Annotated in this window: 13 protein-coding genes; 7 read left to right on the forward strand and 6 right to left on the reverse strand. The window is 38.8% G+C overall.

Going from position 1 to position 12,156, the window contains the following annotated elements:
* Positions 1 to 20 precede the first annotated feature (20 nt).
* The 4 genes from IGJ04_RS10155 (at position 21) to IGJ04_RS10170 (ending at position 4,482) form a co-directional block, all read left to right on the forward strand.
* Positions 21 to 1,184: a cation:proton antiporter gene (locus IGJ04_RS10155; RefSeq protein WP_002355211.1), complete on the forward strand. Its 1,164-nt coding sequence runs from the start codon at positions 21 to 23 to the stop codon at positions 1,182 to 1,184.
* Between the two features lie 127 nt (positions 1,185 to 1,311).
* Entirely contained in the window at positions 1,312 to 1,752 is a 441-nt protein-coding gene (locus IGJ04_RS10160) for a CopY/TcrY family copper transport repressor (protein ID WP_002358353.1), read from the forward strand.
* Positions 1,753 to 1,767: 15 nt separating this feature from the next.
* Positions 1,768 to 4,254 (forward strand): heavy metal translocating P-type ATPase, encoded by a 2,487-nt coding sequence (locus IGJ04_RS10165; protein ID WP_438840179.1) that lies wholly within the window; start codon positions 1,768 to 1,770, stop codon positions 4,252 to 4,254.
* A 21-nt stretch (positions 4,255 to 4,275) separates the two neighbouring features.
* The gene (locus IGJ04_RS10170; protein WP_002355215.1) at positions 4,276 to 4,482 is read left to right on the forward strand and encodes a heavy-metal-associated domain-containing protein; all 207 of its coding nucleotides are present in this window, start codon (positions 4,276 to 4,278) and stop codon (positions 4,480 to 4,482) included.
* Between the two features lie 44 nt (positions 4,483 to 4,526).
* Here the strand turns inward: IGJ04_RS10170 and IGJ04_RS10175 are convergent, their stop codons facing one another.
* Both IGJ04_RS10175 and IGJ04_RS10180 read right to left on the reverse strand, forming a co-directional pair.
* Positions 4,527 to 5,897 carry a DUF5808 domain-containing protein gene (locus IGJ04_RS10175; protein WP_002355216.1) on the reverse strand — a complete coding sequence of 457 codons (1,371 nt, stop codon included), beginning with the start codon at positions 5,895 to 5,897 and terminating at the stop codon, positions 4,527 to 4,529.
* Complete coding sequence (locus IGJ04_RS10180) at positions 5,897 to 6,286, reverse strand: GntR family transcriptional regulator (RefSeq protein WP_002358356.1); 390 nt, start codon at positions 6,284 to 6,286, stop codon at positions 5,897 to 5,899. The genes IGJ04_RS10175 and IGJ04_RS10180 overlap by 1 nt, the downstream gene beginning before the upstream one ends.
* A gap of 149 nt (positions 6,287 to 6,435) precedes the next feature.
* Here IGJ04_RS10180 and IGJ04_RS10185 point away from each other — a divergent pair, with 149 nt between their 5' ends.
* Entirely contained in the window at positions 6,436 to 7,764 is a 1,329-nt protein-coding gene (locus IGJ04_RS10185; RefSeq protein WP_002358357.1) for an aminopeptidase C, read from the forward strand.
* 42 nt (positions 7,765 to 7,806) lie between these two features.
* Here IGJ04_RS10185 and IGJ04_RS10190 read toward each other — a convergent pair whose 3' ends face one another.
* Together IGJ04_RS10190 and IGJ04_RS10195 are read right to left on the reverse strand one after the other, a co-directional pair.
* Positions 7,807 to 8,427, reverse strand: coding sequence for a flavin reductase family protein (locus IGJ04_RS10190; protein WP_002395578.1), 621 nt, complete (start codon positions 8,425 to 8,427; stop codon positions 7,807 to 7,809).
* Positions 8,428 to 8,448: 21 nt separating this feature from the next.
* The gene (locus IGJ04_RS10195; protein ID WP_002355221.1) at positions 8,449 to 9,423 is read right to left on the reverse strand and encodes a ring-cleaving dioxygenase; all 975 of its coding nucleotides are present in this window, start codon (positions 9,421 to 9,423) and stop codon (positions 8,449 to 8,451) included.
* Positions 9,424 to 9,688: 265 nt separating this feature from the next.
* Between IGJ04_RS10195 and IGJ04_RS10200 the strand changes: the two genes are divergently transcribed.
* Both IGJ04_RS10200 and IGJ04_RS10205 read left to right on the forward strand, forming a co-directional pair.
* On the forward strand, positions 9,689 to 10,045 hold the full coding sequence (locus IGJ04_RS10200; RefSeq protein WP_002386054.1) for a DMT family transporter: 357 nt from the start codon (positions 9,689 to 9,691) through the stop codon (positions 10,043 to 10,045).
* On the forward strand, positions 10,042 to 10,353 hold the full coding sequence (locus IGJ04_RS10205; protein WP_002355223.1) for a DMT family transporter: 312 nt from the start codon (positions 10,042 to 10,044) through the stop codon (positions 10,351 to 10,353). The genes IGJ04_RS10200 and IGJ04_RS10205 overlap by 4 nt, the downstream gene beginning before the upstream one ends.
* A gap of 95 nt (positions 10,354 to 10,448) precedes the next feature.
* Here IGJ04_RS10205 and IGJ04_RS10210 read toward each other — a convergent pair whose 3' ends face one another.
* On the reverse strand, positions 10,449 to 11,495 hold the full coding sequence (locus IGJ04_RS10210) for a chitinase (RefSeq protein ID WP_002364979.1): 1,047 nt from the start codon (positions 11,493 to 11,495) through the stop codon (positions 10,449 to 10,451).
* A gap of 42 nt (positions 11,496 to 11,537) precedes the next feature.
* Positions 11,538 to 12,122, reverse strand: coding sequence for a lytic polysaccharide monooxygenase (locus IGJ04_RS10215; RefSeq protein WP_002355225.1), 585 nt, complete (start codon positions 12,120 to 12,122; stop codon positions 11,538 to 11,540).
* Positions 12,123 to 12,156 lie beyond the last annotated feature (34 nt).

Consider the following 12,156-nt stretch of genomic DNA (forward strand, 5'->3'; position numbering starts at 1 on the left):
TAGAGAAAGAGGGAAATAGAATGGAATTTTTAGGTATTTTATGTTTGATTTTAATTACAACGACTTTAGCAGGTGTTGCTTGTAAAAGAGTAGGAATTCCTGCGGTAATTGGGCAATTGCTAGTAGGGATTGTGTTAGGTCCAGCGATGTTAAATATTGTGCATCAAGATGTGTTTGTGCATGACTTTTCAGAAATTGGTGTCATTATGCTGATGTTTATTGCTGGAATGGAATGTGAATTGGAATTATTGAAAAAATATGCGAAACCTAGTGTCATGGTCGCTATTTTGGGCATCGTTTTACCGGTTGGTTTTACTATGTTGATTGGTCAGCTGTTTGCTTTTTCTTGGAAAGAAGCTTTTTTCCTTGGGTTAGTTTTAGCAGCAACGTCGGTCAGCATTTCAGTAGAAGTATTAAGAGAGTTGAATGTTTTAAGTAGTAAAGAAGGTGCAACGATTCTTGGGGCTTCCGTCGTTGACGATATCGTGGTCGTGATTATTTTAAGTGTCGCTGTCGGCATGATTGGTGCAAGTACAGGCGGCAATACAGAAGTCAGCTTTATTGTTAAGTTAATTGAACAAGGCTTATTCTTTATTGGGATTTTCTTTTTGGTCCGCTTTATTGCTCCCTATTTACTACGTTTAAGTCAAAAAATGAACATTGGGTCGTCTGTTATTATCATGTCATTGATTATCTGTTTGGGCATGGCTTATTTGGCTGATTTAGTTGGTTTAAGTTCTGTCGTAGGTGCTTTTTTTGCAGGGATTGCTGTGGGACAAACGGATGCAAAAACAGAAATTGATTTCAATATTGAAGCTATTGGCTATGCCGTGTTTATTCCCGTCTTCTTTGCCAGCATTGGCTTATCAGTGACATTTAACACGTTAGGAAAGGATTTACCTTTTATTTTGGTAATGACGATTATGGCGATTTTAACGAAATTACTGGGCGGTGCCTGGGGAGCGAAAATGGTTGGTTTCTCCAATACAAGTTCTTTAATGGTCGGTGCTGGGATGGTTTCGCGTGGGGAAATGGCATTAATCATTGCGCAAATTGGCTACCAATCTAAATTACTTTCAGAAGCGTATTATACGAGCATGATTGTGGTAATTATCTTAACGACCTTAGTTGCACCGTTCTTATTGAAATACTTTGTTAAAAAACAAGAATCTGCGTTGCAATAAAAAAGATGAGCAGAAGTTGTTGACAAAAAAATAAAATAGCTATATGATGAGTTCAAGATAAACGACTACGTTTGTAGTCAATATTCTTGAACTCTTTTTTTATTGATGAAGGAGGAATTTAACGAGTATGGCAAAAGATAAATTAGCGACAATTACTGATGCAGAGTGGGAAGTCATGCGGGTTATTTGGACCCAAGGTAAGACCACGAGTCGTGAAGTGCATACACTTTTAAATGAGAAGAAAGAATGGAAATCAACGACCGTCAAGACGTTACTAAGTCGTTTAACAGATAAAGGGTTAGTTGGAACGGAGAAAGCAGGTAATAAATATATTTATTATCCGCTAGTAGAAGAACGTCGGAGCGTTGAAACGGTGGCAGACGAACTTTTGGCCAAAGTGTGCAGCCGTAAAGTTGGTTCCGTGGTAGAAACAATTTTAACAGAGAGTCAGTTGAGTTATGACGATTTGGATCGATTAGAGGAACTCTTGAAAGAGAAGCGCAAGACGGCGGTTGAATCCGTCCCTTGCAACTGTATTCCTGGTCAATGCCAATGTCATTTAATTTAAAAAGGAGTGAAAAAAATGGAAAGTAAAACGTTTGATATTGAAGGGATGAGCTGTGCTTCCTGTGCCCAAACGATTGAAAAGGCTACGGCGAAGTTACCTGGGATGGCAAAGGCAAGTGTCAATTTAGCTACGGAAAAATTAAGTGTCACGTATGATCAGACGGAAGTCACAGAAGAAGAAATTAAGGAAGCTGTGTCAGATGCTGGCTACAAGGCGATTAGCCCAGCCCAGCAACGAACGTTTGCGATTGAAGGAATGAGTTGTGCTTCCTGTGCCCAAACGATTGAAAAAGCTGTGAACCAATTATCTGGTGTTCAACAAGCGATTGTTAATTTAGCCACGGAAAAACTGGTGGTTAGTTATGACGACCATCAAGTAACGAGTGTTGAAATTATCAAAGCAGTTACGGATGCAGGTTATCAAGCGACAGAAGAAGTCGCTGCCGGTGCAACAGCGGACCAAGATCGTGAAAAGAAACAAAAACATATTGCTGAGATGTGGCAACGTTTTTGGATCTCAGCGGTGTTTACAGTACCCCTTCTTTATATTGCGATGGGACATATGGTAGGCTTACCATTGCCGGATTTTTTGAATCCAATGACACATGCGACGACCTTTGCAATGGTTCAATTGATTTTGACGTTACCCGTCCTATATGTCGGCAGAGAATTTTTCACAGTCGGTTTTAAAGCATTATTTAAAGGGCATCCGAATATGTTTTCTTTAGTAGCTTTAGGAACCAGTGCTGCTTTTGTGTATAGTTTATATGGCACAGTCATGATATTTTTAGGAGACACAAGTTTTACAATGGCTCTTTATTATGAATCAGCGGGTGTTATTTTAACCTTAATTACATTAGGAAAATATTTCGAAGCTGTTTCAAAAGGGAAAACCTCAGATGCGATAAAAAAATTAATGGGTTTGGCGCCGAAAACTGCTCATATTTTACGTGATGGCGCAGAAATTGAAGTGCCAGTTGATGCTGTTCAGTTGGATGACATTGTGATTGTTCGCCCAGGAGATAAAATCCCTGTTGATGGAGTGATTGTTTCAGGCAGTAGTTCTGTGGATGAAGCCATGTTAACGGGCGAAAGTTTGCCTGTTGAAAAGAAAGTCGGTGATGCAGTAATTGGTGCTAGCATCAATAAAAATGGCAGCTTTCAATTCAAGGCGACAAAAGTGGGAAAAGAGACGGCCCTTGCCCAAATCATTCAATTAGTGGAAGATGCGCAAGGCTCAAAAGCGCCGATTGCACAATTAGCTGATAAAATTTCGGGTGTTTTTGTCCCAATCGTTATTGGTTTGGCTGTTCTTTCTGGCTTGGCTTGGTTCTTTTTAGGACAAGAGTCATGGATTTTCGCTTTGACAATTACCATTTCTGTGTTAGTGATTGCTTGTCCTTGTGCGCTCGGCTTGGCAACGCCGACTGCGATTATGGTGGGGACAGGTAAGGGCGCTGAAAATGGCGTTTTAATTAAAAGTGGGGATGCTTTAGAAACCACTCACAAAATTCAAACAATCGTGTTTGATAAAACAGGAACTATTACAGAAGGCAAACCGGTGGTTACGGATATTTTAGTTGCTGATTCAGCACTTTCAGAAGCTGAGTTACTAACATTAGCAGCTTCTGCAGAACAAGGATCAGAACATCCTCTAGGTGAAGCAATTGTGGGAGCGGCTAAAGAACGTCAATTGCCATTAGTAGAAGGAAGCGATTTTTCAGCGATTCCAGGTCACGGCATCCGTGTGACAATCAACGAACGAGTCCTACTTTTGGGCAATATAAAATTAATGAAAGAAGAAGCCATCGAGCTATCGACGTTTGTTCAACAAGCGGATCGTTTGGCAGAAGAAGGGAAAACCCCAATGTTTGTGGCAAAAGATGGTTCGTTTGCGGGTATCATTGCGGTAGCAGATACTGTGAAGGATAGCAGTCAAACAGCCATTGCACGTTTGCATAAAATGGGGATCGAAGCCGTGATGATTACGGGAGACAACAAGTGTACTGCAGAGGCGATTGCGAAACAAGTAGGTATCGATCGTGTCTTAAGTGAAGTTTTACCAGAAGATAAAGCGTTAGAAGTGAAAAAACTACAAGCAGAAGGCAAAAAAGTTGCGATGGTGGGTGACGGTATTAATGATGCACCAGCACTTGCCCAAGCGGATGTGGGGATTGCTATTGGTTCAGGCACAGATGTTGCAATGGAATCGGCCGATATTGTGCTAATGCGTAGTGATTTAATGGATGTGCCTACAGCAGTTGAATTAAGTAAAGCGACCATCAAAAACATCAAAGAAAATCTTTTCTGGGCATTTGCCTATAATACATTAGGTATTCCAGTGGCTATGGGTGTGTTACACTTATTTGGTGGACCTTTGTTAAGTCCGATGATTGCAGCAGCAGCTATGAGTTTTAGTTCAGTCTCTGTCTTACTAAACGCTTTACGCTTAAAAGGATTTAAACCTTCGACGGTGAAAAGAACTAGTGGAAGTCAAAAATAAAATTGAAAAGGATGAAGTGAAATGGAAAAAACAGTAAAAATTGATGGGATGAAATGTGATGGCTGTGTTCAAGCGGTCACTGAAAAATTTAGTGGAATTGACGGCGTAACGAATGTTGCGGTTCACTTGGCAGATCAAACAGCCGTTGTGACAGCAGATCGTGAAGTAAGCCAGGATGAACTGAATACCACGTTGGCGGATACAAAATTCAAGGTTGTCAGCGAATAACAAAAAAACAGGGCCTACTCATGATGGTAGGCCCTGTTTTTTTGTTATGGAAGTTTTGCTTTGATTTCCTGATAAATCTTAGTCGTTTCTTGACCCTCACGCGCAGTATAATAATAAACTTTTTCCCGCGTTTCTATTTTCAGAATCGGATGACTTTTTGTATAAATTAATAAATAAGCAGGTTTTCCAGCGACTTTAAATTCTCCTGTTAAGTAACTATCTGTCGCAGCACCCATTGTGCGGATGCGTTCTTGAGGTAAGTCATCAATCAAAGAAACAGCAGTGATTTGGTTAAAAGGAATTGACCTTGTTTTTGCTAATGGGGCAGATAACTCAATTTGTTTATTTTCAATAGTTGCTTGAAAGGCATGACTAGAAAAATCATTTATAAACATTGGTACTGTGGCAAAGAACAGCACCGCAATCGTTAAAATACCAGTAGCGGCTAGAATAATTTTCCCAGCAGGCCGTCCTAGGTTAATAGATAAATTCATACCAATGCGATCAGGAACCATGATTTTGGGGTCCTTTGGATTGATATAAATCCCATACCGCCAATATTGATCATCATCCCCATAGCGATAATCGCCAGCCTGTAAAACGAATTGATCTTGTTTTTTGCGCATTGAAAATAGGTAGTAGAAGAGAAAGCCTACATAAACAAACAAAAGAATAAAATAACAAAAAGTAAGGGCCATCGCAACCGTATAATCAATGACAATTGTGAAAGTTGGTAAAATGGTTAGCGGTGCAAAAACTAAGGCGGATAAAACCATTAAAACAGACCAATGATGCCGAAATAAATCATTGATTTGCTGATTAATTTTTGAGTCACTAGTTAGCGGTTTGACAGGTAAGCGCGCAATAAAATAATAGCCGCCAATGAACAAACTTAACATCAAAACAGTAATTAAGAAAAGAATCCAGGAACCAATCGCCGTTTGCAAGGAATAAAAGCCCCCAGCAAAAGTAAGAATAATTGCAGGTAAAAACCACCAAAATGAAATAAGTTTCTGGTTTTTATTTAAAACTAATTGCGTATCGATTAAGAGAGGACGCTTAGGTAGCAACCAGCCGTTTTGCATTTTTAAAGCGGCCATTTTGCGAATATAAACGATTTGCAGATAGTAGCCACTGCCAATAAAACTAAATAAAAGTAACAGAAAAAGAAACAACAAAATCGAATCATAAGGAATAAATAACAAAGGTAAACTAAGAACACTAAAAACGGCTGCTAGTTGAACCAAGCGTTTTTTATAACGTTTTCGGATTGCTTGAACGCTGGGATCTTGTAGTTTATCTTCTGGTAAAGTGTTTTCCAAAATAATATTTTTGTGAGGATTTGCATAAATCCCCATAGTAAATGCCATAAAAAAAGCGACAGAAACTAGGATGAAATAAAAGAATACCGCCATTATAGTGCACGCCCTTTCGAATCAAAATTTTGATAAATTTTCTGAATAAGTGCTTGGATTTCTGCTTCGGATTGCTGATGTAAAAAACTTTCAGCCAACAGAAGTTCTAAACGCTCATGCAATTGCTGTTGCCAAACAGCGGTAGCAGGTAACTTTGCGGCAATTTTGGTGCCGTTACGACGGTCAGTCACAATATAACCTGATTGCTTTAACTTATTATAAGCTTTTGAAACAGTCATCATATTGACCCCGATTTCGTCCGCCAATTGTCGGATAGAAGGCAAACTTTCATTGGGAACCAGTTCACCTTTGGCAATGCCTACAATGATTTGATCAATGAGTTGCTGATAGATGGGCTGTTCGCTTTGTTCATCTATTTCTAAAAGCATCGAATCACTCCTGTCTTATTTGTGCTATCTGTATTATATATACTAATACAAAAAGAGTTGGAAAGCAAGGAATTTAGAGTAAATGGTTGTTTCTGTTTAAAGAGAAGCATATAATGAAGAAGAACGTAAAATGAAAGGACGATGAAAATATGACAGCAATTGAACCAAAATTAACAGAGAAATTCCATCAAGATTTCTTGAACAATAATAAACAAAATGCCTTACAACGTAGTGTAGTAAAAAATGGTATCAGCGCTTCAGGTGAATCTGTACAAGGAGCCGTGAATAACGTACCCGTCTTTTCAGTCGACTTAGCTACTGGAAAAGTGGCCAATCAAAAACAAAGCGGTCGCTGCTGGATGTTTGCGGCATTAAATACATTTAGACATAGAATGTTAAATGCGTTTCAATTAAAAGATTTTGAATTATCACAAAACTATACATTTTTCTGGGATAAATATGAAAAATCAAACTATTTCTATGAAAATATTATTGCAACAGCCGATCAACCGTTGACTAGTCGTAAAGTGGCCTTTTTATTAGCGACACCACAACAAGATGGTGGGCAATGGGATATGATCGTTTCAATTTTTGATAAATATGGCGTAGTGCCTAAAACGGCAATGCCTGAAAGCAGCAACAGCTCCAATTCACGTGATTTAAACAACTATTTAAATAAAAAATTACGCAAAGATGCAACAATTTTACGTAGTTTAATTGAAAAAGGCGCTTCTGCTGAAGAAGTCCAAAAAAACAAAGAAGCAATGTTACAAGAAATTTATAATTTCTTAGCAATCTCTTTAGGAACACCGCCAGAAACCTTTGATTTTGAATACCGTGACGAAGAAAAAAATTATCATTTGGATCAAAATCTAACACCGCAAACATTCTTTGAAAAATACGTTGGCGTTAATTTACATGATTATGTAAGCATTATTAATGCTCCTACAGAAGATAAACCCTTCAACAAAACATACACTGTTGAAATGTTAGGGAATGTTGTCGGCGGCAAAGAAGTTAAATATTTAAATGTAGAAATGGCTGCTTTCAAAAAATTAGCTGCTGCACAATTGGAACAAGGCGAATCTGTTTGGTTTGGTTGTGATGTCGGACAATCTTCAACACGTGACACAGGAATTATGGCATTAGACGTTTACGATATGAACGATCTTTTTGATATTGATTTTACGATGACTAAAGCAGAACGTTTAGACTTTGGTGAAAGCTTAATGACACACGCCATGGTTTTAACAGGTGTTGATATCGTTGATGGTCAAACAACAAAATGGAAAGTGGAAAATAGCTGGGGCGAAAAAGTCGGTGAAAATGGCTTCTTCGTTATGAGCGATGCGTGGATGGACGAATACACTTATCAAATCGTTGTGCACAAAGATTTATTAACTGATGAACAGAAAAAAGCTTGGGAACAAGCGCCAACTGTTTTGGCACCTTGGGATCCAATGGGAGCATTAGCATAAAACAGAAAAAGAAGGCCCCGCCGTCATGGCGGGGCCTTCTTTTTACGTTGGGCGGCGAACTTCACGGATTTCGCCCAATGTTGTATAATCATTGCCTGCTAAACGAGCAATCGGTTGGAGTTTTTCAGGTAAAATGTACTGATGTTCTTCATCGAAAACGGCTGAATCAAAATAGAAATCGGTAATTTCTACAATGAATAAATCCGTAATAATTTGACCTTCATGGTTAGCAATAGGTACATATTGATGCAAGCGAGCTTCCATCCGAATCGGCGCGGCTTTGATTGCTGGAACAGCAACAGTCTGGCTGGCAATGGTTTCAATACCGAATGTGTCAATTTCACTGATCTCTGCTGCTAAAGGTGCCGAAGTCTGATTCATTTGAGTAAGAACGTCTTCGTTAACGAAATGGATGACAAGTTCTTTAGTAGCCAAGATGTTTCGTGCCGTATCTTTAGGCTCTTTGTCTGGTCGTAAAATGGACAACGTTGCTAAAGGAATTTCAGCTGCCGCCGCATTAAAGAAACTAAAGGGAGCAGCGTTGACGACACCTGTAGCTGTATCTTGTGTTGTAACCCAAGCGATTGGCCGAGGAATAATACTTCCTGATAAAAATTTATACGCTGTTTTTGCAGATAACTCGTTACTATTGTAATGAATCATAGGAGCCTCCTAGAAAAAATACTAATTTCTTTGAACATTCGCATCTGAAGTATCGAAAGGACGCACAAATTCTTCAATCCCTGCCCGTTTTGGTTCTAAAAATGGCGGTAATGATAATTTTTCACCAGCGTGTTCATAGGTTTCATCCTCTAAAAATCCAGGACCATCGGTTGCCAGTTCAAATAAAACATGTGTTGCTGCCAAGAAATATTCAGATTTAAAGTAAAAACGTTCCACAAAGCCAGAATTAGGAAATTCCAAACGATTAATTTTTTCAATCCAGAAACGTAGTGCTTCCTCATCGGCAACGCGCAAGGCTAAGTGATGGACATTGCCGTAGCCTTCTTGGGCCGCTGGCAAATCTTCTCGATGCTCTACGATAATGCTGGCACCATTCCCACCTTCGCCAACTTCAAATAAATGGAAACTACCTTCAGCATCAATCAATTTGAACCCTAAAACTTCAGTTAAAACTAGTTGCAGATGTTCGTAATTTTCGACAGTTACAAAGGCTGGACCTAAGCCGATTAAAGCATGTTCACTAGGAACGTTAGATTTTTTCCAAGGCGTGCCAGCTGCAACACCTTGGTTCTTTTCATCAGAAATAAGTTGGTAACGTTGATTGTCAAAATCTTCAAATTCTAAATACTTTTTGCCAAAACGTTCTTGAATTTCTCCATGATCAATTGCATATTCATTAAAGCGTGATACCCAGTAATCCAAAGCAGCATCATCTTTTACACGGAAGGAAGTACGAGAAATTGTATTGGTTCCTTTGGTTCCTTTAGGTAAGCCTGGAAAGTCAAAGAAAGTCATATCTGTTCCGGGAGAGCCGGCATCATCAGCAAAAAATAAATGATATGTTTCAATATCGTCTTGGTTGACAGTCTTCTTAATTAAACGTAGACCTAAAATATCGGTGAAAAAGTGATAAATTTTTTCAGCACTTGAAGTCATGGCAGTGACGTGGTGTAAACCTAAAATTTGTGTATTCATAATAAAAATCCTCCTAAAAGAAAAATAATTTTTTGATTAATTAACTTACTAAAAGTAAGTTTAAATGATTAGTCCTAAAAATGCAAAAGAAATGTCTCGAATTCGAACTATTATTTTTTAGTTGATTTTTTAAAAAAATAAGAATATAATAGCCTGAGATATTTTAATACATAAACTTTCGTAAACATCGCCGGATGCTTGCGACTAAAGTGTTAATGAACAGTTCTTAGGCCATAGCTGAACTGTTTGTTGGCACTTTTTTTGTTTGGAAGGGAAGGAAAACAAGATGAGTAAAGCTTGGTTAAAAGTTATTTTTGGCGCTTTTTGTGAAGTGATTTGGGTCATTGGCATGAAGCATAGTACAACATGGTGGGAGATTTTAGGGACAGTAATCGCAATCTTTATCAGTTTTTATGCGCTGATTAAAGCAGGAGAGGAATTGCCAGTGGGCACAGCCTATGCTGTATTTGTCGGCTTAGGTAGTGCTGGAACTATTGTAACAGATCATTTTTTATTCCACACACCATTGGGCATAGGAAAAGTTCTTTTTCTGTTGCTGTTATTAATAGGTGTGATTGGCTTAAAAATGGTAACTGGAAATAAAGAGGAGGAAACAAGATGAGTTGGTTATACTTAGTTATTGCAGGCTGTTTTGAAATCTTTGGCGTAGGTTCAATTAAATTATTTACAACAAAAAAAGACTTACGTTCATTGTTAATTTTAATTCTAGCGTTTAGTGGTAGTTTCTTATTTTTATATTTAGGGATGAGACAATTACCGATGGGCGTTTCTTATGCAGTTTGGACAGGAATTGGTACAGCAGGAGGCGCTATTTTAGGAATGCTCTTAGGTGAATCAAAAGACCTACGACGGATATTTTTTATTTTTTTAATCATTGTTTCTGTGATTGGTTTAAAATTAATTGGTTAGAAAGCAAGAGAACATTGTTTGGATTATTGAAAGACAGGTGAGTAAAATTTAAAAAGAGACAGAACCAAATGCGGTGTTCTGTCTCAAAATAGCTTTTATTTTACGAGGTTACTATAACGTGTCGCAAATTCATTGTTGTAGGACTTGCCGTTGACATCTTGACCAACGTCCCAATTTGCAGACCAAGTCATTAAGCCACGGATAGGATTACCGTCTTTTGCTAACTGATCAAAAGTTTTGGCTACAGGGGTAGCCTCAACGACATAGCCGCTACCAGCAGCATCCCGATTTGCTGGTAAACCAAGGACTAATTTATCGTTTGGTATCTGTAGATAGCCGCGCGTGCCATGGATTAATGAATCAGACATATAATAGAGGAACTCGTATTTTAGAGCATCGTTGCTTTGAGCAACCCAAGTCATAATTTCATCAACCCAGACACCGTCGCCGCCTTGGTTATATAATTGTGGGGCAATGTAATCATAATAACCATTTAGGGAAGTAATGTATGTTTCATAAGCGGCACCAGGTTTTAAATAAGGGAATTCTGGCGCCATCGTAATGATGAAATTTTTTCCTTGTGCTCGATAATGGTCTTTGACTATTTTCAATGCAGCAGGAATGACGGTTTGGTTGTCGCCAGCAGTAATCGCCAATTGCTCTAAGTCGATGTCTAAACCATCAAAGCCGTATGTTTCCACTTGACGAATGATTTCATTCGCAAAGGCTTGTTCATCGCCTTTGACTAATTGAATATGTGCATCTGCTCCACCAAGTGCCAATAAAACTGCGCGACCTTGACTATTTAATTGTGCGACTTCTTGTCGGAAGGCAGTGTCCGTTTGGTTATAAGGCTTGAACGTAGGAATCCGTGTCGTGCCATCGCTTTTCATGAAGGAAACCGGGACGACATTGTAGGCTTGATTTACTTCTGAAAGGTTTAGTGATGCTGATGTTCCTTGTTTGTAACCATCGCGTCCTTTTGAGGCCCAGTTATGCCAATATCCAACCAACACTTTTTTGCCAGAGATATCTACCATCGTATCCGCAGCATCTGCAGAAGCTTGAGTAGGCGTTAACCACAAGCCAACTGCAACGGTTGAAAGAAGGAGAAAAGCAGGAATTATTTTTTTTAGCTTCATTTTTTGAGAACTCCTTTAATTTAGTTTAAGATGTGAGTATTTTTACTGAATGTTCACATCAATCGCTTGGTAAAAGGCGTTCACCGTATCACCAATGCCCCAGACAGCGTAAATGACATGATAACCTTTGCGGTCTGTCGGAATATTAATTGTTTGTTTAACAACTTTATTAGGAACTTCTTGTTTGCCGTCGATTGAAGCAATTTTGTCGAAGTTTTTAATGTCTAATGGTTGATTGGGATTCCAGCCATTTTTAGTAATATAGTAATCCCAAGAAGCAGTTCTATGTTGGGCAGTTAAGTTCCAAGTGATGTCAAGGGGACCTGTTGTAATGTTTGTTTTGTGCCAACGAGTAGCTGTTTGTTCATCCAAAGGTTCAAAACCTGAGACACCTGCACTGGCTAATTTACCAGTAATAAACGTATTTTTGGGCGCTTCGATACTTTGAGGTTCCCATTGTGCACGACCAACATTTGTATTTAAGTTACCACCAGCAGAACTACCAAAGAAAGCACGACTTCCAGGACTTGCTACGTAACCATGAGCCTCCGAAACAGTAGGGGCCAATGCAGCGCCACCTAAAACAAAACTAAAAGCCAGGACGATTGTTAATAAACTCTTTTTCACGAAAAAAACCTCCTAAAAAATTATTTTGTATGCG

It is taken from the genome of Enterococcus sp. AZ050, assembly GCF_051715085.1.
GTDB classification, from domain to species: Bacteria; Bacillota; Bacilli; order Lactobacillales; family Enterococcaceae; genus Enterococcus; species Enterococcus faecalis.